Annotated in this window: 26 protein-coding genes and 1 tRNA gene; 14 read left to right on the forward strand and 13 right to left on the reverse strand. The window is 64.4% G+C overall.

All coding sequences use genetic code 11. From position 1 onward, the window contains the following. Positions 1–69 precede the first annotated feature (69 nt). The 3 genes from NU1_RS38150 to NU1_RS38160 all read left to right on the forward strand — a co-directional run bounded on the left by NU1_RS38150 (position 70) and on the right by NU1_RS38160 (position 1,442). Positions 70–603 (forward strand): DUF3145 domain-containing protein, encoded by a 534-nt coding sequence (locus tag NU1_RS38150; protein ID WP_067529151.1) that lies wholly within the window; start codon positions 70–72, stop codon positions 601–603. Between the two features lie 140 nt (positions 604–743). Then, positions 744–1,169, forward strand: coding sequence for a hypothetical protein (locus NU1_RS38155; RefSeq protein ID WP_157553543.1), 426 nt, complete (start codon positions 744–746; stop codon positions 1,167–1,169). A gap of 42 nt (positions 1,170–1,211) precedes the next feature. After that, positions 1,212–1,442 carry a hypothetical protein gene (locus NU1_RS38160; protein ID WP_067529130.1) on the forward strand — a complete coding sequence of 77 codons (231 nt, stop codon included), beginning with the start codon at positions 1,212–1,214 and terminating at the stop codon, positions 1,440–1,442. A 398-nt stretch (positions 1,443–1,840) separates the two neighbouring features. Here NU1_RS38160 and NU1_RS38165 read toward each other — a convergent pair whose 3' ends face one another. From NU1_RS38165 to aceE, 6 genes are all read right to left on the reverse strand, one after another. Then, complete coding sequence (locus NU1_RS38165; protein ID WP_067529131.1) at positions 1,841–3,271, reverse strand: acyl-CoA carboxylase subunit beta; 1,431 nt, start codon at positions 3,269–3,271, stop codon at positions 1,841–1,843. A 179-nt stretch (positions 3,272–3,450) separates the two neighbouring features. Beyond that, positions 3,451–4,701: a KasA/KasB family beta-ketoacyl-ACP synthase gene (locus NU1_RS38170; protein WP_067529132.1), complete on the reverse strand. Its 1,251-nt coding sequence runs from the start codon at positions 4,699–4,701 to the stop codon at positions 3,451–3,453. Between the two features lie 11 nt (positions 4,702–4,712). Continuing rightward, complete coding sequence (acpM, locus tag NU1_RS38175; protein ID WP_067529133.1) at positions 4,713–5,012, reverse strand: meromycolate extension acyl carrier protein AcpM; 300 nt, start codon at positions 5,010–5,012, stop codon at positions 4,713–4,715. A 117-nt stretch (positions 5,013–5,129) separates the two neighbouring features. After that, complete coding sequence (locus NU1_RS38180; RefSeq protein ID WP_067529134.1) at positions 5,130–6,044, reverse strand: ACP S-malonyltransferase; 915 nt, start codon at positions 6,042–6,044, stop codon at positions 5,130–5,132. A gap of 128 nt (positions 6,045–6,172) precedes the next feature. Beyond that, on the reverse strand, positions 6,173–7,474 hold the full coding sequence (locus tag NU1_RS38185; protein ID WP_371859880.1) for a PucR family transcriptional regulator: 1,302 nt from the start codon (positions 7,472–7,474) through the stop codon (positions 6,173–6,175). A gap of 45 nt (positions 7,475–7,519) precedes the next feature. Next, the gene (gene aceE, locus NU1_RS38190; protein WP_067529136.1) at positions 7,520–10,405 is read right to left on the reverse strand and encodes a pyruvate dehydrogenase (acetyl-transferring), homodimeric type; all 2,886 of its coding nucleotides are present in this window, start codon (positions 10,403–10,405) and stop codon (positions 7,520–7,522) included. Between the two features lie 203 nt (positions 10,406–10,608). On the opposite strand from aceE, the gene NU1_RS38195 reads away from it, so the two are divergent. The 7 genes from NU1_RS38195 to NU1_RS38225 all read left to right on the forward strand — a co-directional run bounded on the left by NU1_RS38195 (position 10,609) and on the right by NU1_RS38225 (position 13,722). Beyond that, positions 10,609–11,166 (forward strand): Rv2240c family protein, encoded by a 558-nt coding sequence (locus NU1_RS38195; RefSeq protein WP_067529152.1) that lies wholly within the window; start codon positions 10,609–10,611, stop codon positions 11,164–11,166. A 59-nt stretch (positions 11,167–11,225) separates the two neighbouring features. Beyond that, on the forward strand, positions 11,226–11,699 hold the full coding sequence (locus tag NU1_RS38200) for a DUF3052 domain-containing protein (protein ID WP_067529137.1): 474 nt from the start codon (positions 11,226–11,228) through the stop codon (positions 11,697–11,699). Then, the gene (locus NU1_RS38205; RefSeq protein ID WP_067529138.1) at positions 11,699–12,163 is read left to right on the forward strand and encodes a peroxiredoxin; all 465 of its coding nucleotides are present in this window, start codon (positions 11,699–11,701) and stop codon (positions 12,161–12,163) included. Before NU1_RS38200 ends, NU1_RS38205 begins: the two co-directional genes overlap by 1 nt. Positions 12,164–12,194: 31 nt before the next feature. Continuing rightward, positions 12,195–12,266, forward strand: a tRNA-Val gene (locus NU1_RS38210). A 120-nt stretch (positions 12,267–12,386) separates the two neighbouring features. Then, complete coding sequence (locus NU1_RS38215) at positions 12,387–12,821, forward strand: hypothetical protein (RefSeq protein WP_157553545.1); 435 nt, start codon at positions 12,387–12,389, stop codon at positions 12,819–12,821. Between the two features lie 125 nt (positions 12,822–12,946). After that, positions 12,947–13,216 (forward strand): type II toxin-antitoxin system TacA family antitoxin, encoded by a 270-nt coding sequence (locus NU1_RS38220; protein WP_067529140.1) that lies wholly within the window; start codon positions 12,947–12,949, stop codon positions 13,214–13,216. Then, positions 13,213–13,722 carry a GNAT family N-acetyltransferase gene (locus NU1_RS38225; protein ID WP_245720503.1) on the forward strand — a complete coding sequence of 170 codons (510 nt, stop codon included), beginning with the start codon at positions 13,213–13,215 and terminating at the stop codon, positions 13,720–13,722. Before NU1_RS38220 ends, NU1_RS38225 begins: the two co-directional genes overlap by 4 nt. 245 nt (positions 13,723–13,967) lie before the next feature. On the opposite strand, the gene NU1_RS42035 is transcribed toward NU1_RS38225, so the two are convergent. Both NU1_RS42035 and NU1_RS38230 read right to left on the reverse strand, forming a co-directional pair. Then, positions 13,968–14,144 (reverse strand): hypothetical protein, encoded by a 177-nt coding sequence (locus NU1_RS42035; RefSeq protein ID WP_157553547.1) that lies wholly within the window; start codon positions 14,142–14,144, stop codon positions 13,968–13,970. Then, entirely contained in the window at positions 14,141–14,380 is a 240-nt protein-coding gene (locus NU1_RS38230) for a hypothetical protein (RefSeq protein WP_067529141.1), read from the reverse strand. Before NU1_RS38230 ends, NU1_RS42035 begins: the two co-directional genes overlap by 4 nt. A 180-nt stretch (positions 14,381–14,560) precedes the next feature. On the opposite strand from NU1_RS38230, the gene NU1_RS38235 reads away from it, so the two are divergent. Beyond that, positions 14,561–15,712, forward strand: coding sequence for a helix-turn-helix domain-containing protein (locus NU1_RS38235; RefSeq protein ID WP_067529142.1), 1,152 nt, complete (start codon positions 14,561–14,563; stop codon positions 15,710–15,712). A gap of 631 nt (positions 15,713–16,343) precedes the next feature. On the opposite strand, the gene NU1_RS38240 is transcribed toward NU1_RS38235, so the two are convergent. The 3 genes from NU1_RS38240 to NU1_RS38250 form a co-directional block, all read right to left on the reverse strand. Then, a complete protein-coding gene (locus NU1_RS38240) occupies positions 16,344–16,976 on the reverse strand; it encodes a nucleotidyl transferase AbiEii/AbiGii toxin family protein (RefSeq protein ID WP_067529143.1) in 633 nt (210 codons plus the stop codon). Next, positions 16,976–17,305, reverse strand: coding sequence for a hypothetical protein (locus NU1_RS38245; protein ID WP_084522186.1), 330 nt, complete (start codon positions 17,303–17,305; stop codon positions 16,976–16,978). The genes NU1_RS38240 and NU1_RS38245 overlap by 1 nt, the downstream gene beginning before the upstream one ends. A 92-nt stretch (positions 17,306–17,397) precedes the next feature. Then, complete coding sequence (locus tag NU1_RS38250; RefSeq protein ID WP_245720504.1) at positions 17,398–19,740, reverse strand: DEAD/DEAH box helicase; 2,343 nt, start codon at positions 19,738–19,740, stop codon at positions 17,398–17,400. Positions 19,741–20,153: 413 nt separating this feature from the next. Here NU1_RS38250 and NU1_RS38255 point away from each other — a divergent pair, with 413 nt between their 5' ends. After that, positions 20,154–21,233: a hypothetical protein gene (locus NU1_RS38255; RefSeq protein ID WP_212762310.1), complete on the forward strand. Its 1,080-nt coding sequence runs from the start codon at positions 20,154–20,156 to the stop codon at positions 21,231–21,233. A gap of 9 nt (positions 21,234–21,242) precedes the next feature. Beyond that, positions 21,243–21,554, forward strand: coding sequence for a calcium-binding protein (locus NU1_RS38260; protein ID WP_067529145.1), 312 nt, complete (start codon positions 21,243–21,245; stop codon positions 21,552–21,554). A 20-nt stretch (positions 21,555–21,574) separates the two neighbouring features. On the opposite strand, the gene NU1_RS38265 is transcribed toward NU1_RS38260, so the two are convergent. Next, on the reverse strand, positions 21,575–21,955 hold the full coding sequence (locus NU1_RS38265) for a hypothetical protein (RefSeq protein WP_067529146.1): 381 nt from the start codon (positions 21,953–21,955) through the stop codon (positions 21,575–21,577). Between the two features lie 313 nt (positions 21,956–22,268). Here NU1_RS38265 and NU1_RS38270 point away from each other — a divergent pair, with 313 nt between their 5' ends. Further along, positions 22,269–22,988 carry a HEPN domain-containing protein gene (locus NU1_RS38270; protein ID WP_157553549.1) on the forward strand — a complete coding sequence of 240 codons (720 nt, stop codon included), beginning with the start codon at positions 22,269–22,271 and terminating at the stop codon, positions 22,986–22,988. 70 nt (positions 22,989–23,058) lie between these two features. On the opposite strand, the gene NU1_RS44520 is transcribed toward NU1_RS38270, so the two are convergent. Beyond that, positions 23,059–23,643: tyrosine-type recombinase/integrase (locus NU1_RS44520; protein WP_157553551.1), on the reverse strand; the 585-nt coding region annotated here is incomplete at its 5' end.

Consider the following 23,643-nt stretch of genomic DNA (forward strand, 5'->3'; position numbering starts at 1 on the left):
AAACTCGGGCAACGCCGGCTCGAAGGGTCGTTGGGGAAGACGTCCCCGTCGAAGCCGGAGGTGTTAGTGGTGCGTGCATCGAGTCAGTTCGCCGACGCGACGTCTGGTGTGGTGTATATCCACTCGTCGCCAGCTGCGCTGTGCCCGCACATCGAATGGACGCTCACCTCCACCCTCAAAGCGCCCGCCAAATTGCGGTGGACGGTCCAACCCGCGGCCGATGGACAGTTGCGTGCCACCACCGAGTGGTACGGACCAGTCGGCACCGCGAGTCGATTAGCCAAAGCGTTGCGGAATTGGCCCGTGCTGTACTTCGAGGTCTCCGAGAATCCCAGCGACGGCGTCGACGGCGAACGCTACTGCTTCGTCCCCGGCCTCGGCATCTGGAGCGGCGCGACCAGTGCCAGCGGCGATATCGTGGTCGGCGAAATGCGCCTGCGCGCCATTGTCGAAGAAGCCCGCGCCCACGGACGCCACTCACCCACCGATATCGCCGCCGAAATCGACCGAGCCCTCGGCACCGCCTGGGACGACGCCCTCGAGCCCTACCGTCTCGGCGGGGAGGGTGCGGAGGTCACCTGGCTCCGCCGCGACGTCGGCTGACACCAGCTCGTGCGACACGCCCGGAGCTGGCGACCATCTTCCGGACTTTTCGGACCTGTCGTAGCGCGCCGTCGACGAGAATCGACCGCGTACGACGACAATCGCGTATCGGAGACGACAGAACCGAGAGAGGAATGCGCGTGCGGGGTGCAACCAGGTCACTGACACTCGCCGGATCGGCCGCCGCCATAGCACTCGCGGTAGCGGGTTGCGGCGACTCGACATCCGAGGATTCGAAGTCCGATTACGGCGCCACCAGCGCGGCTGCCGAGACCTCCAGGAAGGCCGCGGCGACCGTCCTTCCGGGCGAAGCCGTGCAGTGCGGTCCCGGCCCCTGGGGCCTGTCGGTCGTCGTCTACACGGCCAAGGGTCCGGACTTCTGCTCGACGGCGACATCGGTAGCGAATGACTATGCCGCACAACGGGATAAGCAGGCAGACGGCGATATCGCGGTGACCGTCGACAATATCCGCTGGGTCTGTGGTGAGCGCTCCGGCGACCCCAACCCGTTTCAGGAGTGCGCCAGCCAGAACGAATCCGCCGACGTGATCCGGCTCTTCTCCTGATCGTGATCGGCGATCTTGCTGTCGGCGCCCGTACCGTTGGACATGGAGATCTATCGGCGTCGGCACACGGTGAGCGCCTCCGACCGCGACGGCGGCCACCACATCGTGCAGGCGGGCTACAGCGCCATCGGCAACCCCTCGACCTACGTCCCCGCGATCGCGTGCCGATCGTGCGGCTATACCGGTCGCGTCCAAGGTAGTAGGCCCCTCACCGCCGCCATCTGCCACCTGCGCTACCAGCACCACGCCGATATCGACCTCGACGTCGCCTGACGCTGACTTGGTCGAAATCGCACTTGCGCCAAGCACTTCCGAAGCGGCCAGGGATGACTCCGGGATCGCGAAGAGGGCTGCACACCCCTGCGGGTTGCTATCCGGCAGCGCGTATCAACTGATCCCGCACGGCCCCTTGGTCCTATCGAGGCTGGCGTCACGATATCGCCCACCCGCTGTCGTCATTCCGGCGCGCTTTTGGCCGGAATCGACACTCCCGGCAGCAGTGGATCCCGGCCAAAAGCATGCCGGGATGGCGGGGCTGTTCCGACGTCAACGCCTCGACCCCGGAGGGCGATACCTCATTCGCGCTACGGCCTGCCCGGCACCTCGACGCAGGCAAAAGCAAAGCGGGCGGCCTCCGAGGAGACCGCCCGCTTCCATTGTCGCTCAGCTGTTTACAGCGGAATGTTCTTCAAATGGCTCGGCCGCGACGGCGCGGCGGCCAGGGCGGCGGCAATGATGGAGCGGGTCTTGGCGGGGTCGATGACCTCGTCGACGACGCCGATGGCGACCGCGCGCTCGACACCGCCCGCAATGGCCTCGTGCTCCACGGTGAGCCGCTCGAGCAGAGCCTCGCGATCCTCTTCGGGAGCGGCCGCGATGGCCTTCTTGTGCAGAATTCCGACCGCGGCCTTGGCGCCCATCACAGCGACCTCGGCATCCGGCCAGGCGTACACGGCCGTCGCACCGAGCGAGCGGGCGTTCATGGCGATATAGGCGCCACCGTAGATCTTGCGGGTCACCAGGGTGACGCGCGGAACGCGGGCCTCGGCGAAGGCGTGCAGCAGTTTCGCGCCGCGGCGCACCACACCTTCCCACTCCATGCTGACACCGGGCAGGTAGCCGGGCACGTCGGTGACGACCACCAGCGGAATACCGAAGGAGTTGCACAGGCGCACGAAACGCGCTGCCTTCTCGGCACTTTCGGAGTTGAGGCAGCCACCCATGCGCAGCGGGTTATTGGCCAGCACGCCGACGGTGCGGCCACCGAGGCGACCCAGACCGGTGACAATGCTGCGCGCGTAACCGCCCTGCAGCTCCTCGAACGACGATTCGCCGTCGACATTGTCGAGCAGTTCGTGAATGACCGGCTTCACGTCGTACGCGCGCTTGGCCGACGCGGGCAGCATGGCCTTGAGGTCGACATCGCCGTGTGCGGCGGCCTGCAGGTCGAATTCGCCCTGTTCGGCGAACATCGAGACCAGGCGGCGGCCGCGGTGCATGGCATCGGCCTCGTCATCGGCGATGATATGGGCGACACCGGACTTCTTGCCGTGGGTGACGGGACCGCCGAGAGTCGCCATATCCACATTCTCGCCGGTCACACTGCGCACCACATCGGGTCCGGTCACGAAGACCCGGCCCTCGGGCGCCATGATGACGATATCGGTCAGCGCCGGGCCGTAGGCGGCGCCACCGGCCGCGAAGCCGAGCACCACCGAAATTTGGGGGACCAGGCCGGAAGCCCGGACCATGGCCTCGAAAACCAGGCCGACCGCGTGCAGCGCCTCGACACCCTCCGCGAGGCGAGCGCCGCCGGAATGCCAGAGGCCGACAATCGGGGCCTTGGAGTCGATGGCGGTATCGATCGCATCGACAATGTGCTTGCAGCCCGCAACACCCATCGCGCCACCCATGACGGTCGCGTCGGAGCAGTAGGCCACGGTGCGGACACCGTCCACCTCGCCGATAGCGGCGAGCACACCGGACTTATCGCGCGGGTGCAGGGGGAGAACGGTTCCGGGGTCGAAGAATCGCTGCAGTCGACCCAGCGGGTCACGGGGATCGGTCGTGGTGTCCGCGTGTGCGGGGGCCATGATGGTCATCGCAAACTCTCCTCAATAGGAAGGGTGCGGTCGCTGAGAGCGGCTGCGAATAATGTCGATATCCCGGCGGATCTTCGGGTGCGGGATCTCCATCCGAAGATCCGCCGGAACCACTTGTCTATCGACCGGTCGAAACAACTACCGGGGTTGATCCCCGCCACGTGCGGGGAACCACGGTCTCAGTACCGGCCGAAGGCGAGCGCGACATTGTGCCCACCGAAACCAAAAGAGTTGTTGATTGCGAACTCTATGTCCTGACGACGAGCTTCGCCGTGCACGACATCCAGATCGATCTCCGGATCCTGGTTCTCCAGGTTCAGCGTCGGGGGGACGATGCCGTCCCGAATGCTGAGAACCGTGAGCACCGACTCGAGGGCGCCGACGGCACCGATCGAGTGGCCCAGGGCGGACTTGGGCGCGTACACCGAGGCGTGCTGGACCCCGGCGTAGTGAATCGCGTTCTTCTCCGCGGTGTCACCGATGGGGGTGGCAGTCGCGTGAGCATTGACGTGCGTGATGTCCTGCGGTGTCAGACCTGCGGTCTGCATCGCACGCTGCATCGCGCGTCCGGCACCGGTGCCCTCCGGATCGGGCGCCACCAGGTGGAAGCCGTCCGAAGTGATACCCGCGCCCATGAGCCGGGCGTGGATGGTGGCGCCACGAGCCTTGGCGTGCTCCTCGGTCTCGACGACCATGAGCGCCCCGGCCTCACCGAAGACGAAACCGTCGCGGTCCTTGTCGAACGGACGCGAGGCTCCCTTCGGATCGTCGTTGCGGGTGCTCATCGCACGCATCATGGAGAACGCGGCGATCGGCACCGAGTCGATGAAGCCCTCGACGCCACCGGTGACAACCATGTCGGCGTCGCCCATGACGATCATCCGCCATGCGTTGGCGATGGCTTCGGAACCGGACGAACACGCCGAGACCGGAGTGATCACTCCCGCCCGCGCCTTCAGTTCGAGACCGACGACAGCAGACGGACCATTCGGCATGACCATCTGAACGGCCAGTGGCGAGATCTTGCGGTAGCCACCGTTCTTCAGCTTGTCGACCGAGTCGATCAGTGCGTCGCCGCCGCCGAGACCGGTACCGATGGCCACGGCCAGCCGCAGCGGGTCGACCTCCGGGCTACCGGCGTTCTTCCACACCTCACGACCGAGTACGGTCGCCAGCCGCTCGACATACGCCATACGGCGGATCTCGACCCGGCTGAGCAGGGTGTCCGGCGAAACCTTCAGGTGACCGCCGATGCGGACCGGAAGGTCGTACTCTGCGACGAAATCGTCCTCGAGAACGTCGATGCCGCTTTCGCCGTTGAGCAGGCCCTTCCAGGTTGCGTCAACATCGCCAGCGATCGACGTGGTCGCCGCCATGGAGGTGACGACAACGTTGGGGAAATTCCCGTTACGGGTGGAAGGAGTGGTCACGACGTCGGCCTTTACTTGTCGCCGAACTGCGTCTTGAGCGCCTCGGCCGCGTCTGCGTTCTCGGCCTCGAGCTTCTGGATGTAGGACACAGCGTCGCCGACGGTCTTCAGGCTGGCCAGATCCTCATCCGGGATCTTGACGCCGTACTTGTCCTCGGTCTGCACCGCGATCTCGACCATCGACAGCGAGTCGATGTCCAGGTCGTCGACGAAGGACTTCTCGATGGTCACCTCGGAGGGCTCGATACCGGTCACCTCTTCGATGATCTTGCCGAGCTCTTCGACGATCTGTTCCTGGGTCAGAGCGGCCACTGTGTGGCTCCCTTCGTATTCTTGTTGTGGGGGTTGGGTTCTTTGGAACTGAACCAGCTGACTGCGGCTGGAGTACCGGTGTCGCCGTTGACACTGGGTCCGGGGCCGCAGGCCAAGCTAGTCCTTGGCTGTGAGTTCGGCCAGCGCGGGGAGGTCCGCTGGGGTCTTCAGCGCCAGATTCGGGGTGCCCTTGAGCTCCCGCTTGGCGATTCCGACCAGGGTGCCGGCCGGTGGCAGCTCCGCCACCGCGGAGACACCCGCCGCACGCACGGTTTCGGTGCACAGATCCCAGCGCACGGGGCGCGTGACCTGTGCCGCGAGCTTGTCGATCGCATCCTGTCCGGAGTCGACCGGCTGCCCGTCGAAGTTCGACAGCAGCACCCGAATCGGCTCGCTGGGAGCGATTTTGGAGATTGCGTCCGCTACCGCGTCCTGGGCGGGTGCCATGAACGCGGTGTGGAACGCACCGGCCACGGGCAGCGCACGAATCCTAGCCTTCTCCGGCGGATTCGCGGCGAGCTCCGCGAGCGCGTCCATCCGGCCCGCCGCCACGATCTGACCGACCGCGTTGCGGTTGGCCGGAACGAGCTCCAGCTCTTCGAGCCGGGCGAGCACGGCGGCTTCGTCTCCACCGAGCACCGCGGACATTCCGGTTGGTACGAGTGCGCAAGCTTTGGCCATCTCCGCGCCGCGGAGGGCAGCCAGCGCCACCGCGTCATCGGCGGAGATTACTCCGGCGACGGCAGCGGCGGCGAGTTCGCCGACCGAGTGTCCGGCGACGAATGTATCGGCGGGAAGTGAATCGTGCGGGATTTCCGCGAAAGCCAATAGGGCAGCCGCGACGACCAGCGGTTGAGTCACCGCGGTATCGGTGATCTCTTCCGCGGTCGCGGTGGTGCCCAGCCGGAGCAAGTCGAGCCCCGCGGCCTTCGACCACAGCTCGATGCGGTCAACCGCACCGGGCAGTTCGAGCCACGGAGTAAGCATGCCTGGTGTCTGGGAGCCCTGTCCTGGGGCGAACAACGCGATCACACCCCTAAGAGAACACTGTGGTCGTGGTCTCGAGAGATGTCGGCGCGAATGAAGGTTTAGGGATGCTTTTGTGGGGAGTCCACAAACGCGCAAGTGGGTTGCCCGGATCGCCCGATTCACGAATTGCGTTACATCCCATCTTTCGGGTCTGTGACGGAAGCAACTTCTGGGGCAGAAGTGGGTGATTCGTTACGGGTTCGTGTCAGCCGACCTATGGTGGCGGCGATTCGGAGCACGTAGGCATCCCGCGGATTCATCGGATCCCGTCCCGTGATATCGGCGATTCGCTTCAACCGATAGCGGACGGTATTTGGATGAACGTACAGCTGGCGGGCGCAAGTCTCGACGGCTCCGCCGCAGTCCAGGTAGGCGTCCAAGGTGTCGGACAGCGCTGCCCCGGCGGCGGCCAACGGTAGCACAAGAATTTCATTGAGGGCGTCTACGGCGGCACGGTCGCCGAGCAGTGCCCGTTCGGGCAGCAGTTCCGACGCGTGTACCGGGCGCGGCGCACCGCGCCAACCCACCACGGCCTCCATCCCGGCCATGGCCTCCACCGAGCTGACGTGCGCGGCGGAGAGGGTTCGGGTGGTCGGGCCGATCACCACGGGACCCTCGGAGAACACCTCGGTGAGCAGATCCGCGAGGAACGGCGACGGGTACATGGTGTCACCCAGATGGCCGCTGACGACCATCACCAGACGCGAACCCTGCACCACGGCCAGTGCCGCGCGACCGTGTCGACCCGCGATGCCGTGCACCGAACCGACAACGGTCATTTGATCTTTCGGGGGAGTGCCGACCAGCACCGTGGCGGGCGCGGTGGCGTCCCAGTTCAATGTGGCCGCGCGCGAGAGCATTTCGGGCCCGGTATCACCACGCACCACGGCGTCGACGACGAGCGCCTCCAGCCGGGTATCCCACGCACCGCGTGATTCGGCGGCGCTGGCGTACACCGAGGCGGCCGCGAAACCGAGCTCACGCCCGTATCGCAGGACCGCCTCGGTGAGCGCCACCAACTGCCGGTCGTTGCGCGCCAACGCCGGCAGCCACTGTTCGAAGAACTCCATGGCCACGCGGACCATATCGACGGTCTGGCGCAGCGTGAGCCGCCGTGCCAGATCGTCGGGGATGACCTGGAAGGCATCCAGGCTGAACCGGATATCGCTTTCCGGATCCTGTAGCCATTCGAGGAAGTTCACCACCGCCGTCTGCACCAGCATCTGGACACCGGCCCGTTGGGCCGCATCGAGATTGGCGAAGAACGGCAGCCGTTCCTGCATGGACGCCACAGCCTCGGTCGACAGGCGACCGGAGAACTGCTTCACCCGCTTGAGGAGAGTGTCCGGAAGTGGGTCGCGCGTCTGCCGGTTCGGGGAGAGCGCACCGGTCGGGAGATACACCTCGTGTTCGGAGGAGGAACTCTCGGAAATCCGGCGCGGTCTCGGCGGTTTACGTTCCACGATGCCTATCGTCCGTTATGCGTCGCCGCCCTCGGTACCCGGTGCCGCCTTCGGCGCGGCGTTCACGTCGTGAATGGCATACCGGGCGGCCGCCTCGGCGACCTTGGCGGGATCCATCTTCCCCTGGGTGGCAAGTCCCTGCAGCGCCGCCACCACGATCGAGTGCGCGTCCACGTTGAATACACGGCGCGCCGCCGCGCGGGTGTCGGAGAAGCCGAAACCGTCGGTACCCAGCGAGATGTACTCGCCCGGCACCCACTGACGGATCTGATCCGGGACCGCGCGCATCCAGTCCGAGGCCGCCACGAACGGTCCCTGGGCCTTCGACAGCACCTGGGTGACATACGGGACGGTCGGATCGGCCGACGGATCGCGCAGTTTCGCGATCTCGGCGGCCAGGGCCTCCTTGCGGAGTTCACCCCACGAGGTCACCGACCACACATCCGCCTGCACACCCCAGTCCTCGGCGAGAATCTGCTGCGCACGCAGACCATCGGGCATGGTCACACCGGCCACCATGATCTGGGCGCGCAGATCACCCTCGCCACCCTTCTTGTAGAGGTAGATGCCCTTGAGCAGACCCTCCACATCCAGGTTCTCCGGCTCGACGGGCTGCTGCTGCGGCTCGTTGTAGAGGGTGATGTAGTAGAAAATGTCCTCGCCGCCGAATTCGTGGTGCTGCGAATGCGATTCGGGATCGGTGCCCGGCAGCGCCTCCTGATATCCATTGGAGGGGTTGCCGCCGCCGTACATCCGGCGCAGGCCGTCGCGCACGATATGGGCGAGTTCGAAGGCGAACGCCGGATCGTAGGGGACACACGCCGGGTTGGTGGACGCCAACAGCAGCGAATGACCGTCGTTGTGCTGCAGGCCCTCACCGGTCAGCGTGGTTCGCCCGGCGGTAGCTCCGAGTACGAAACCGCGCGTCATCTGATCGGCCGCGGCCCAGAGACCGTCACCGGTGCGCTGGAATCCGAACATCGAATAGAAGATGTAGAGCGGAATCATCGGCTCGCCGTGCGTGGAGTACGAGGTACCCACCGCGGTGAACGATGCCGTCGAACCGGCCTCATTGATGCCCTCGTGCAGGATCTGCCCGATCGAGCTCTCTTTGTAGGCAAGCATCAACTCGGCGTCGACCGATGTGTACAACTGGCCGTTGCGGTTGTAGATCTTCAACGAAGGGAACCACGAGTCCATACCGAAGGTGCGGGCCTCGTCGGGGATGATCGGCACGATGCGCTTGCCGATTTCCTTATCGCGCAGCAGTTCCTTCATGAGGCGCACGAAGGCCATCGTGGTCGCCACGCTCTGCTTGCCCGAACCCTTGCGGACGGAGCGGTACGGCTCATCGCCCGGAAGTTGCAGGGGCTTTGCCATGGTGCGGCGCTCGGGCAGGTAACCGCCCAGGGTGCGGCGGCGGCCCAGCATGTACTGGATGGCCGGATCCTCGGTGCCGGGGTGGTAGTACGGCGGCAGATACGGATCCGCCTCGAGCTGCTCATCGGTGATCGGGATGCGCTGCACATCGCGGAACGACTTCAGATCATCGAGGGTCATTTTCTTCATCTGGTGCGTCGCGTTGCGCGCCTCGAAGTGCTTGCCGAGACCGTAGCCCTTGATGGTCTTGGCCAGGATCACCGTCGGCTGGCCCTTGTGCGCCAGCGCCGCCGCGTAGGCCGCGTAGATCTTGCGGTAGTCGTGGCCGCCACGCTTGAGGTTCCAGATATCGCCGTCGGACAGGCCCTTCACCAATTCCTTGGTGCGCGGGTCGCGGCCGAAGAAGTGCTCGCGGACGTACGCGCCGTCATTGGCCTTGTAGGTCTGGAAGTCACCGTCGGGGGTGGTGTTCATCAGGTTGACCAACGCGCCGTCGCGGTCGGCCTGCAGCAGCGAGTCCCACTCGCGACCCCAGACGACCTTGATGACATTCCAGCCCGCGCCGCGGAAGAACGACTCCAGCTCCTGCACGATCTTGCCGTTGCCGCGGACCGGGCCGTCGAGGCGCTGCAGGTTGCAGTTGATGACGAAGGTCAGGTTGTCCAGGCCCTCGTTCGCGGCGACCTGGATGAGGCCGCGCGATTCCGGCTCGTCCATCTCGCCGTCACCGAGGAAGGCCCACACATGCTGATCCGAGGTGTCCTTGATACCGCGGTCATTCAGGTAGTGGTTGAAACGCGCCTGGTAGATGGCGTTCATCGGGCCCAGACCCATGGAGACCGTGGGGAATTCCCAGAAGTCCGGCATGAGCCGCGGGTGCGGGTAGGACGACAGGCCGCGACCCGGACCGCCGTGGCTGTATTCCTGGCGGAAGCCGTCCAGCTGATCCTCGGTCAGGCGTCCTTCCAGGAAGGCGCGGGCGTAGACACCGGGGGAGGCGTGACCCTGGATAAAGATCTGGTCGCCACCGCTGGCGTGGTCCTTACCGCGGAAGAAGTGGTTGAAGCCCACCTCGTAGAGCGCGGCGGAGGAGGCGTAGGTCGAGATATGGCCGCCCACACCGATTCCGGGCCGCTGCGCGCGGTGCACCATGACCGCGGCGTTCCAGCGGATCCACGCCCGGTAGCGGCGTTCGACCTCTTCGTCGCCCGGGAACCAGGGCTCGTTCTCGGTCGGGATGGTGTTGACGTAGTCGGTGGACGTCAGCGCCGGGATGGCGACACGCCGTTCACCGGCGCGCTCGAGCAGCCGCAGCATCAAGTAGCGGGCACGGCCGGGGCCCTCGCGGTCGAGCATCTCATCGAAGGATTCGAGCCATTCGCTGGTTTCTTCCGGATCGATGTCCGGCAGGTATGACGCCACCCCCTCACGGATCACTCGCACCCGGCCCCCCGCCGGGCTTTTACGTGCCGGACCGTTTGTGGGGTTCGGCGAAGAAGTGGGGTGCATCAGGTCGGTCAAGACATTGGCTCCTCGTACATGGGGTGGGACAACTGATAGGCGTCATTACCCCGGGCGGCCGCTTGGTCCGGCGGACGACCCGTTCACGATGGTTTAGGGCGCAACTCACATCCTTGTGCACGATGCGTCCTGGGTCATCATGTCAGTCGCGAATCCAGTACGGTTCGGTAGGGAACCGTCTAGCAGTGGAACCGGGAGGATCGATGAAGCTGCTGAGCCCGCGTGGGTTCGGTTTGGTGTGTGCGAGCCTGGCTATATCCGCTGGTCTGGCGGTTGCGGGGTGTGCCAACAGCATTGAGGGCACACCGACCGTCAATGAAGCCGAGGCCACGTCGTATCGAGCCGACGCCTCGTCGTCGTCGGCCGCCGCGACTTCGTCGAGGAGGGCTGCCGCGCAAGCGAAGGCGACCGCCGACAACTGCGATCCGTTCCGCGACACCACCGGTCCGGCGGTCAGTCGCTACAACGAATTCGTGGACGCGCACGACGCCAATGCCGACGACTACGCCGCCAAACGCGATACCGCGGTCAACACGATCGAGGACGCGGCGCGCACGGTCGAGTCGCGAGTGAACACCGCCGGCGACGCGCTGCCGCCCGATCTCGCAAACAAATTTACCGAGTACGTCACGGCGGCCCGGGCGCTCGCCGAGGAGGCCCGCAAAATGAGCTATACCTCCCCGGTCGCGCCGCTCAACGATGCCAGCACGAAGGTGAACGACGCCCTCAACGCGGTCCGTGACGCCTGCCCCGCCCGGTAACGACCGAAACAATTTCGTCGACGATTTCGGCCGATCGGCTTGCGTTGTGAGCCTCGACCATGTTCGCTTGCAACTACCTATTGTCTGGAGTTGAGGAGGACACCACCGTGGTCGCCGCGGCGGACGACGCGCAACACTACGCTCAGAAACTTGGAATCACGCCTGGGATGGCGGTACAGGAACTGGGCTGGGACGAAGATACCGACGACGACTTGCGGGCATCGATCGAGAGCACTATCGGATCCGAGATTTTGGATGAGGACACCGATGAAGTTGTCGATGTGGTGCTGCTGTGGTGGCGAGAGAGTGACGGCGACCTGGTCGACGAGCTGCTCAATGTGATCACTCCGCTGGCCGATGACGGCATTGTCTGGGTTCTCAGCCCCAAAACCGGACTTCCCGGCCATGTCGCTCCCAGCGAGATCGCCGAATCAGCCTCGCCCGCCGGACTCAAACAGACCTCCTCGGTGAGTCTGGGCAACTGGTTGGGCAGCCGCCTCGTGCAGCCCAAGACCCCCTCGAAGCAGCGTTGATGCCGCTAGAGGTCGGCACGGTAGCTCCGGACTTCACGCTGAAGGACCAGAACAACCAGGAAGTGTCCCTGTCGCACTATCGGGGGAAGAAGAACGTACTCATCGTCTTCTACCCCCTCGCCTTCACCGGCATCTGTCAGGGCGAACTGTGCAAGGTGCGCGACGAACTTCCCAAATTCCAGAACGACAACGCCGAGATCCTTGCGATCTCGGTGGGACCGCCACCCACCCACAAGATCTGGGCGGCGGAACAGGGCTACACCTTCCCCCTCCTGTCGGACTTCTGGCCGCACGGTGTGGTCGCCGATACCTACGGCGTCTTCAACGAGAAATCCGGCTGCCCCAACCGCGGCACCTTCGTCGTGGACAAGGACGGCATCATCCGATTCGCCGAAATGAACGGTCCCGGAGAACCCCGTGACCAGGCGGCTTGGGAGAAAGCGCTTTCCACGCTAGATTCATAGACCTTGCGCCGGTTCATCCCCGGCGCCCTAGGGGCGTATAGCTCAGCGGTAGAGCACTGGTTTTACACACCAGCGGTCGGGGGTTCGAACCCCTCTGCGCCCACTCTGGAAATGGCTGGTAACAGCCTATTTCCGTCCACCCCGTCCCCCATTCAACACCCGTTGCGAGTGTTGATCTTGCCAAGAACTTGCCAACGGGTCGGCGAACTACGTTCCCGTGGCTGTGTTCTCATCACCGAACAGTGCCATGTGGCGCGGCACCGGTGATGCCCTCGTGCGTTCGATCGGACTACGCAACGCCATCGAGACCGGCCGCGCCCGCATCTACGGCCACCAACTCTCGACCTTCGAACAGCAGGCTCTCGGCTGGCAGGCTGGGCAGCATCAACCGGACCGGGTCGCTGCCGCGATCATCGCCCGTGACCGACTGATCACCCTCGTCGGCAGCGCGGCACAGGTCGCGACCCCGGTACGCAAGACACTCGCCCCCAACCGCCTGCCCACCCCCGCCGCCGCGGCTGCCGGTAGGGCTCGGGGTGGTGGGGACGCAAGCTCGGCTGACCCTCATTCCTGGTCTCTATCTGCGCAGACATTCGTCACAATCCGGCGTGTTTGCCATATGGCACTAGCTAATGACCGTACATTCGCCGTACATTGAAGTTGTTCATTAGACGTCATCGCCGTCACACATCAACAACATCATCAATCATCAAACCGACACCGTGCTCCACAGCTCCACCCAAGCTCACCGGGCGGTCGTCAGAACCAGACAAGGACACTGCGATGAGCATCAAGTCCGATCGATTCGAATTCAGACTGGCCGAAGAACGCCGAAGCCAGATCCAGGCGGCAGCCGGTGTGGTCGGCGAAACCGAAGCCGAGTTCGTGCGCAACGCTGCCATCCAGCGCGCGGATCGGATCCTCGCGCTGTCGAGCCGAACCTTCATGCCCGCCGAACAATTCGACGCCATGATCGCCTCCCTCGATATCCCCGACGAGGCACCGGCACTCGCCGCTGCCGCAGCCAAGCCCCGCAGGTTCACGCGCAAGTGATCACCTTCACCTCGACCGCGCTCACGGCGGACCACGACCTGTCGCAATTCGATTGCGGCAAAGAGGTTCTGAACAAGTGGCTGAGATCGAACGCGCTCTCAGCCGACAAGGGCATGACGAGCCGCACCTACGTGTGGGTCATCGACGATGACCCACACGTCAAGGCGTACTACTCCATCGCTCCGACATCAGTCGACCGCGCGAGAGATGGCGTCACTATGAGCGACGCCGCAGGCCTGCCGTACGTGCCCGCGTTCCTGCTCGCCAAGTTCGCGCTCGACAAATCCCTGCACGGCCAGGGCTACGGCGAGGAACTACTTGTCGACGCAGTCACCAAGATCATGGGTGCCGCGCAGGCTTCCGCCGGTCGCCTGATCGTGCTCGACGCCATCGACCAGCAGGCATTCACCTTCTACCAAAAGTACGGATTCATCCCTGTACAGAACACCGAGAACCGCCTGGTCATGAAGATGTCCACCGCATTCAAGCAGTGGGGCATCGGCTGACCAGCTGTCGACTCACCGCAGGGCCCGGGTCGGCTCAGTACGCGGGAACGACGCTGTCCCCACTCGTCCACATCGTTGTGTCCGTGAACGCGACCCCGTGGACCGCAGCGCGCCTAGCGGCCAGCACCGCGCCCGGTCGTGCCGGGCCGCCGTGTACGCCCTCACACGGTTGACCCACACCAGGTAGCCCGGGGCAACACACAGGACAAGCAACCAGAGTCCACACACAGTGCGGGTCGGCGCGCTCAGCGGCCTGCGTCAGCGGTCGGTGGTTGCCCGTCTTCGTCCTGGATTCGCCGCGCGATCGCGTCCACCGTGCGATCTTTCGGGATGCGCTCAGGCCAGAGGATCGTTGCCACCAGCACCGCCAGGGGCAGGCCGAGCACGATGATCCACCCGAGCGTGATCCACCCGCCGTTCATATCTCGGTGTCCCGCACCGAGATCGGTTCGACGTCGATCACTGGCATGGACACAGCGGCAATGGCCGCCATGGCATCGGCGTGGAGTTCCGCGAAATCTTCGGGGGAGACTGGCCACCCGTCCGGCCCGACCACTGACCATGAACCATCGGCGCGCTGGAGCCAGCGCGGCACATACTCGAGCTCGACCTCGATATCGACAGCCAGCTCGACCTCACGTCGTGCGGGAAGGTCCATACCCGCCCCCTTCGGTTGCCCGGTTGGTGAGCACCCACCGCCGGGGAGTCCATGAGGGGCACGGTGTCTACCCGGCGGCGGGGCTGAAATTCACGCTAAGCGCGCGTACTTGGTCCAGGACCCGCATTGCCGTCCACAACCGTCTACAGCCAGGGACACAGCACGACTACCGTGGGACTCATGGACTCCGGCGGGGAGAACATCTCGGGTGAGCAGCTGCGTGCTGCGCGGGAGGCGGCGGGACTCAGCCTGTCCGCAATGGCTGTACGCACGCACTACAGCAAGCCACTGCTTGGGATGCTGGAGACCGGGCAGCGTCAGGTCAGATACGAACACGTCCGTGCCTACGCCGATGCGCTCGGGATCGGATCGGCGCTGTTCATCGAATCCGCCGATGGTGAACGGGCGGCAGCCGAATGGATTCAGCGGGCGGCGGCGTCGGATATCGGCGGGGACACCCTGGAACGCCTGGAACTGGCGGTGGATGATCTGGCGGCTAGCTACCCGACGACTCCGCCGGGGGAACTGCTCGTGCGCATCCGTCAGCATCTCGGCTACGCCGGACGACTCATGGACAGCCGGAAGACCTTGACGCAGCATCGCCGATTGCTGGTCACAGTCGGCTGGTTGTCCCTGCTGGGCTCCACCTGTCATATCGACCTGGGCGAAACATCCGCCGCCGCCGCACGGGGTCACCTGGCGTGGAAGCTCGCTGACGAAGCGGGACACCGGGAGATCGCGGCGTGGTGTCTGGAGACGCGGGCATGGCAGCACCTGACCGGCGGTGAGTTCGTGGCTGCGGCGGAGTTGTCCCGCGCCGCGCAATCCCGTGCCCCGGAGGACAGTTCGGCGTTCATCCAGGCCACTGCCCAAGAGGGCCGTGCGCTGGCCCGGCTCGGGGACAGCACAGGCACCTACGGGGCGTTGCGCCGTGTCGCGCGCCTGGTGTCCGGGCTCAACACTCCCGACCGGCCGGAGCACCATTTCCGCTACGATCCCGCCAAGTCGGATGCCTATGTGGCCACCACGTTGGCCTGGCTCGGTGACCCGGCGGCGGAGTCCTACGCCCGGCACGTCCTCGCCGACCTGGCGGGCGCTGCGTCCGTCCGGCCGCGCCGAATCGCTTCGGCGAACCTGGATCTGGGTCTGGCGCTCGTCGCGGCGGACAAGCCCGATGAGGCGGCGGACGTGGCCCTGGTGGCGGTGACCTCGAGGCGTCTGGTCCCGTCGAACTACTGGCGCGTGTCCGAGGTGGTCACGGGCATAGAGGGCAGGGGTGCGTCGGACGCGGCTGTTGTGCGCGAAGCGTTCCGCGACACCTATCGGTTGTAGCGACCACGCGCCGCACGGGCAACGTGTCGACGCGGAATGCTTCATGGCTAGGTCAGAGGCAGGATTACCGAATCCTCGGGCTTGCCAAGACCTTGCCAAGAAGGGCAGATACGCGCTGGACGGAGCTGTACGGGATGGATGCGATCATGCCTCTGACCTGGATAGGGTGGACGGGGCGGAATTGGTTGGACGTTGTGGTGCGCTTTTACATACCAGCGGTCGGGGATTCGATCCCCTCTGCGCCCACCCAGAGAGAAATAGCAGGTAAAAAGCTTGCACTTGGAAACTAAAGACTAGCCACGTTCGGTTGATAGCTTCTGACCTGCGAAGACAGGCGATCTTGCCGGTTCGAACCCACTAGGGTCTCGGGCTTGAAGTCAACAGCCGTGATCAGTGTGGCGAATGTGGTTAGCGCCCTTTTCTATGGATCCGACGGCTCGGCTGGGCCAGCCGAGCCGGTTTCGTTCGCGCTGCCGGTATGGGTGCCGTCGTTTTCTCTTTGGCGATGGTGATGATCGCTCTGCTGAGGCTCCGCAATTCGGGAGGGTCTCGGAGTTCGCTGGTAACGATGATGTGGTGTTCGCGTCGGGGCATGTCCGTCTCTCTGTGAACGGTGGTTGCGCCGGATGTATCAGCGGGTCAGTTGTTGTTCCCAGTCGGCGAAGCGGTGCCGCATCGCTGTGATGGTGGCCGTGGTGACTTCGTAGGGTGTGAAGTCTCGGTCGGGTATCCGCTGTAGGTAGGACAGGGATTCGGCGAACATGGTCGGGTCGAATCCGGGGTTGTGTTCGGTGGCGATCGTGAGTAGTTGTTCGCGGGTGTAGCGCTCGCTGACGAGGATGGCGTCGATGTCGAGGTAGTCGCGGGGTGCCCACCGGTTGAACAGGGCGTCCATTTTTCCGGCGACCGCGTCGTCGGGGTGAAGGACCGGTCCTACTTCCAGAATGACCGGAGATCGGGCTCGCCAGAACACGCCCAGGTCGACCTTCGCGGCGTGTCCGTCCGGATAGGTGACCGTCATCTGGACGAGGTCCGGAGTGCGTCGTACGACGTCGACAGAGAGTCCGGCCTGGTCGAATGCGGAAATCACGTCATCGGCTACCTCGCCCGGGGTGCCGCGGATGTCGGAGAACAGGTCGACATCCTCCGATGGCCGTGAGCCCATGCCGTGTAGTGCGACGGCGTGGCCGCCACCGAGTACGAATCCGCGGTTGCCGACAACATGGAGTGCGATGCGTGCCAGTTCGTGTTGGCGGGGGTCCATCAGGCGGCGGCCCGCAGCTGTGGGAACTGTTTTTCCCACAGGGCGCGGACCGGCCGGGCGGGTCGCATCTGTTGCCAGATCGCGGCCAGTAACCGTCCGTTCACCAGTTCCTCGAGGTGCTGTTTGGTTCCTTCCTCGAGGACGATTTTGTACACCGCTGTGCGGTCGTATTCGTCTTCGAGGTCGAACTCGGTTCGACCGCCCCAGGCCAGCTCGATCGGTAGCCTCAGCACGCCGTGCTCCGGGCCGTGTAGTTCAGCCAGGGAGTCGACGACCTCGTAGGGTTTGACCTCAGCAGAGCTGAACGGTGTCGAGATGCGCTCGGACATGCTCACAGTGTGCCGCAGACTCCTATGCGGGTAAACCGATCAGCGGATTACACGCTGTTGCGATGCGTCGATGGGGACCGGGAGTTCTGGATTCAGATTCCGAGTTTGCGTGGGTCCGGGAATCCGAGTTCGGTGTACCCGGGTGCGCGTTTGCGTAGTGAGGAGGCGATCACGGGGGTGAGGACGTCGTGGTAGTCGTGAACGGTCGCGGTGGCCTTCCCTGGGTGGGCGCGGGTGATGCGTCCGGCGTACTGCACGAGGCGGCCTTTGAAAGAGACGGGTGCGGCGAGGAACAATGTGTCTAGGGCGGGGCAGTCGAAGCCTTCGCCGATATACGAGCCAGTGCCGACGAGCAACAGGGATGAACCATCTGCTCTACGTGTTGCGATGGACTCGGTGATCGCTTGGCGTTCACGGGCTTTCATGCCGCCGCGAAGAACGATGATGTCATTGCAGCTGGCGGCTTTGAGTTGTTGGGCGAGTGCGTCGACGTGGTCGACCCAGGTGGTGAGAACGAGAATGTTGGCGCCTGCTCGGTGTGCGTCGAGGACGTCGGTGACGATCTGCTTCAGGCGGTCTTCGTCGGCGACGAGTGCGTGGTAGATCTCGGCGATACCGCCAGGTCGGCTCGGGTCGGCGTCGCCGTCGTACTCGAATCGGGTTGGGTGAACGTGGAGTACGCGGTGCGGTGCGGGTGCGTCGCCGGTGGTCGGCAGGTGACCCGCCGCGGGTGCGTCGATGGTGTGGGTGCGCGAGCCGAGTTGGTGGTAGATGAGGTCGTCGAGTTGGTCGCGCCGATAGGGAGTGGCGGTCAGACCGAGCCAGTAGCGGGCGGGGATCTGGTTGAGGACGTCGGTGAAGGCGGAGGCGGCGATGTGATGGCATTCGTCGACCACGATGAAGCCGTAGTTGCCGGTGAGTTCGCCGACGTTGGGGCGGCGGGCGAGGGTGGGCAGCAGCGCGACGTCGATCACTCCGGTGGTCTTGGATCGGCCGCCGCCGATCTGGCCGCACTTGATGCCGAGGTGCTCGAGGATCCGGGTCCGCCATTGGTCGGCCAGGGCCTTGCGGTCGACGAGGATCAATGCTGATCTGGCGCGGGAAGCTATTGCTGCGCAGGCGATCACGGTCTTCCCTGTGCCGGGAGGTGCGATCAGCACGCAGGTGTCCTCGGCTTCGACGGCGCGCAAAGCGGTTTGCTGCTCGTGCCGCAGTTCGCTCGAACAGGTGAAATTCTGCGCGCTCCCCGGAACCCGGTTGTCGTCGATATTCAATGTGCTGTCGGCGGATTCGACGAGGGTGGTGAGCAGGGGTAGCAGTCCACGGGGCAGGATCAGGTCGCCGTCGAGGGTTTCGTCGTAGCTGCGCAGGAATCGTGGTGTGTCCCAGGTGCTTCGGCGTGCCCGCTGCCGGGCGTAGAACTCCGGGTTCGGGATGGAGGCAGCGTGCTTGACCGCCGAGAACATGGCAGGGCCGAGATCGGCTGTGCTCAGCTGGAGCCGGGCCGTGAATGTCGCCCGGATGATCGGTGCCGGGCGGGGCACGATCTTCGACGAGGTCGGTAGCTGGAGCCGCCGGACATCGTGGCCGACTTTCGGCTCGCGTAGCGCGGCGGCCACGGTGTCGACCTGCTTCGGTGACAGCCGGGGGATGCTCGACAGGTACGCCCACTGGTCTTCGAACGGTTCAAGGGTGGCTGGATCGAGGAACAGCGTAGTTCCGTGTCTGCGTCGAGCACCGTTGAGGGGTGCGGCGATCAGATTGCCCATGCCGCGGCCGGTGTGGGTGTCCTGCGACGGGAACAGCCGGTCATAACTGGACAGACTCATGCTGCCGCGCAACTGGATTGCTTCGGCAAGCAGGCCGGTTGCGATCCGTCGTGCGGTGGCGGCGGGTGTGGCGTGGGCGAAGAAGATCCATACATGCGCGCCACGCCCGGACTGGGACACTTCGAGCGCGGCCGGAATGTCTTTGGCGCGAGCAGCCTTCAAATACGCCAGCGCGTCGAGCATGGCCGCGCTCTTGTCGAAATCGGCGGCCACCCACCAGCACGAGTCGTCATCGGTCAGTGGATAGAGTCCGATGTGGTGCCCGCCGAGCAGGTGGCCGGCGATGACATCGTCGGTGAGGGGCAGGTATTGCGCCTCCGACCGTGACATGCCCTTGCTCCAGCGGCCTCGGATGGCGGGCATCCAGCCGGAACGGCCGTCACGGCGGTTCTCCCAGCGGACTGCGTAGATGTCGTCGCGGCAGCGGAAGAGGTCGAGATAGAACCGGACCTTGGTTTCCGGGGAGGAACCCATGTCGACCGGTGTCCCCGCCGCAGTCTGATCCGGATCGGCGGCACGGGCCTGTTGTTCGGTCAGATCGAGCAATCGCCGCAGACGAGCGGCTTCCGCGCGTAGTGTTTCGAGCTCGCCGGGATAGCGTTCCACGAGCAACCAGTGTGCCGTGTCATTGCGCCGCCCGTCGACGGTGCAAGTGAACTGTATGTTCGCGTGCTGATGGTATGGATAACCCGCATGTGGAAACGATGCGGTGATGAATCATCCGATCCCAGGGCGGAACTTCGATTGCTACCTCGATGTATTCGGCGGGAGACGCCGCCTGCTGTTGAGGGTACTTGTCGGCGGAATTCTATGCCGCCGTGGGTTTTCCGGACTGTCGATCGCTAGTTCTCGGTAGGGTGTGGTGGCGTCAGCGCCGTAAGTCGAGGGGCAGTCTTCTGAAGACGATCAAGAATTCCGAGCACACTGCAGCCGGATCACTCGAGCATCTGATCGCTTGCGCCGGTGACCTCAAAGCGGAACTTGTGGCGTTCGTTCAGAGTTCGCGTTTCGACAGGCAGTTGACCGCCAGACTGATGGACGCCGTCGACGACTGCGGCCGTCTGGACGAGGGCCTAGCGATTCTGATCATCGATCATTTCGCGTTGCAGCATCGGTTGCCTGATGGCCGCACTGTCGTCGAACGGTTTGTGACGCAGCATCGGCCTCCACTGACCGCTGGCGAGCGGGAAATGATGCTGGGGTGGCGTGACGTCGTCGAAGGATGTTTCGAGGTGCGCAGTATCGATGAGGCGGCGATCGTGCTGCACAATCTCATCGACGATCTCGTCTACCGGGTCTATTCGACTATGGGGAGCGCACCTTTCGCGCGGCTGCGGAAGGGTATGTTCGTCGTCGGCAGGGTCGTGCCGCTGCGCACTGATGTGTGGCTGGTCAGCGGGCATCTCGCGATCTTCCCGAAATCCGCGGCCAGTCAGGTCGCGCAGAATGCTCTGGCCATGCTGACCGCGGATCCGGAGTTGTCGCGCCGCAATCCCGACCTGTCGCGGCGTGCCTGGGAGATGCAGGCCGAAGACCGTGCTGATTTCATCGAGCTGGTCGGTGCCGACCTGGTGGTGCTGCCGGTGATGGAGTTCCAGGACACGCTGTGCGAGCATTACCGGCGTCGCCAGCGCAAGGCACTCGCAGGTCTCGGCAATAAGGCGGTCAAGCGAGCCGCCGCGGCCGGACCGCCGCCGGAAGCACTGGCTGAGCTGTCCGAGGGCCTGGGGGAGGCCGAGACGGTTGGCGTGATCTACGACGAGGTCGAGGGGCTCAATTTCTATCCGGACTACGGTCGGTTGGACGCTCTGTTCGCCGACCCGGTGCTCGCCGACGACCGAACGTACCTGGCGGTGTTGCGCGGCTATCTGCGAGACGATTCCGTTTCTGCGCTTCCGATCCGTCGTTTGGTCGAGCGTCATCGTGACGGGGTCGATCGGGTGTTCCGCAAGTTACTGCGCAAGCCCGGATTCTGTTGGGAGCGAGACGGTGAGGATCTGCTCCGCCGACGCAAGAAGGAGTTCTTCGATCACGCGCCGACCCCCGGTATCTCCGTGGTCGGTGCGCGTCTGGCCGAACTGCTCCGTCGCAAGAGATAGGACGACGAAATGGGCAGGCTCACAAAGGCACAGCTGGAGGCCATGATCGAAGAAGACACGGTGGATGCCTACGACGACGAAGAACAGCTGGTCGGCTTCTACACCATGATCGCTGACAATCTGGACATCCCTTTCGAGACGGAGGTCCTCGGGCTGAGGGCCAGGGTCGGCTCGATCGACTTGCTACCTGGCAGTGGGATTGTCGCCTTATGCACCCATGGTCGGTTCCGTCAGGCGATCGGCATTCTCGATCTTCCGTTGCCCTCACCCGCTCCGAAGGGTGCCGAATGGATCGCGGCGTACCGGCACTGGGCATCCTGAACGCTGAAAGGAAGGCGGTTTCAGCCGTCGGAGCGTGGGCGGCCGGCTGGCCGCATGGGGGTTCCGCGTTTGTTGAGGGCGCGGTTGATGCTGCTGGCGGGGAATCCAGTGAGTTCGGCGCAAGCGGTGAGGGAGTGCCCGGCGAGGTAGAGCTGTTCGGCGCGCTCGATGTCGGCATCGGTCATCGACTGGTAGCGGCGCGGGACCTTGTGCTTGGTGAGCAGTTCGAGGATCGCGCTCTTCGACGCGCGATAACGATGGGCGAGTTCGGCGGCGGATGCGCCGTCGCGATACGCCTGGATCAGCTCGCTCTTCTCGGTGCGCGAGAGTCGCCGTTCGAGCCGCTGGGGAGTGCGGAATGTACCCTTGGCCTGTGCGTGCCGGCGCCGTCGGCGCGGCACCGGTGAGGTGCCGCGAACCTGAGATTTTGCTAGGGCTGCCTCAAGGTTCCGCAGGTCAGCGCGGTTCGAATAACGTCCGGCTAGGTCCACCGAAGACCGGCAGGTACCAGTAGGTACCTGCCGGTTTTCTTTGCCCCATGGGCAATTTCGTGGGGCAGACGTGGGGCAGGTTCCGCTAGCCAGCAGTTCGCCAGGCATAAGTCGCTGCTCAACCCTGCTTGGGAACCGAGGTCACGCCGGACCGCGTTATTTGATTGCCTCGACGCTGTGGGCGCTGGGACGATACGTTCAACGTCTGACGTACGGAGGGGCAGTGGCTGGACGGACTGAGGCTTGGTGGCGGTTTCGCGAAAACTGGACGACGATCGACCATCTGATGGAGCTTCGGGAGGGCGTTGAAGTCGCTTCGCAGCCCACCCGGGCGGCCCTCAACAAGGCGGGGATGATCTTCACTGTCACCGCGTGGGAAGCATATGTCGAAGACGTCGCGAAGGAAGTCGCCGACCATATCTCAAAGAAGGTTCCCGATTTCGACGGCCTGCCGCGCCGTCTGCAATCGGTCATCTCGCGGCGCGTCATGCAGAGGAACCCCCGAAATCGGTTGGTGCGGGACGTGTCAGAGGGAGATTGGCGTGTCGATGTTCGTGAAAATGCGCGAGTGCTGGCCCAAGCGTTGAACACCCCGTCCAAGGTTAAGGTTGACAAGCTGATTCATGATGCGACCGGCTACAAGGACGTCAGCTCCGCCTGGCAATGGCAAGGAGCGCAACTGGGTGGGCCAGCGGATTTGCTTCGCGAAACCATCTCAATGCGTGGCCAGGTTGTACACACGGGGAGCAAGCCTCTTCAGATCAACGTGAACTGGAACGAGATCTACGGAAACAACATCAAGAGGTTGGTCGATCGGACCAATGCGGCGCTGGTCAAGTACGGCATGACATTTGGGGCCATGGCCCGTGTCATCGACATCGAACCCGGCTTGGCGAGCCTTGGCCTGGATGATGAGGACACGGAAGAAGGGGCGAGCGCATAGTACAGCGCGCGGTGTGCCGGACAACGCAGCAGTCAGGCTTGGAAGTGACTAATGAACCTGGTTGACGTTCTTATTGAACGGCGAAGGTCAGCCGAGGACGTGCCGAACGTCTGTCCACTGGCTTTCGCCCAATTTCGCGTATCTCTGGGTGGTTCGGACCGAAGCGTGCCCCAGGAGGATCTGAACCTGATCCAAAGGCACCTTGGCGCGTACCAGGCGGCTCGCATAGGTGTGCCGAAGGTCCGTGAGGCCGGACCTTTCCCAATCGTCGTTTGTCGTCACCGTCGTGGACCCAGGCGACCCGAGATGCGGCATCGAAGCGCTTCTTGAAGTTGTCTTGATCGAAGGGGCGACCACCGATGTGGGCCAGTAGCAGCCCGCTGCGTACCGTTCGACTGCTGACGTACGGTACGGGCGCGGGTTCGCCGAGTCCGTCCTTCTTGATGACTGTGGCAAGGGTTTTGGCCAACGTGTCGCCGATGGGGATCATGCGTCGCTCGTAGTCTTTCGGCGGCTTGATGCGTTTGGCAGCCTTGTCCCATGCCCACTCGATCGTGATCGTCTTACGTTTGAGGTCGATGTGTTCCTTGTGGAGCCCCTGCGCCTCGCCCATCCGCATCCCGGTGCCAAGCAGAACATCGACGATCAGTTGATC

The sequence above is a fragment of the Nocardia uniformis NBRC 13702 genome (assembly GCF_001613345.1).
GTDB classification, from domain to species: Bacteria; Actinomycetota; Actinomycetes; order Mycobacteriales; family Mycobacteriaceae; genus Nocardia; species Nocardia uniformis.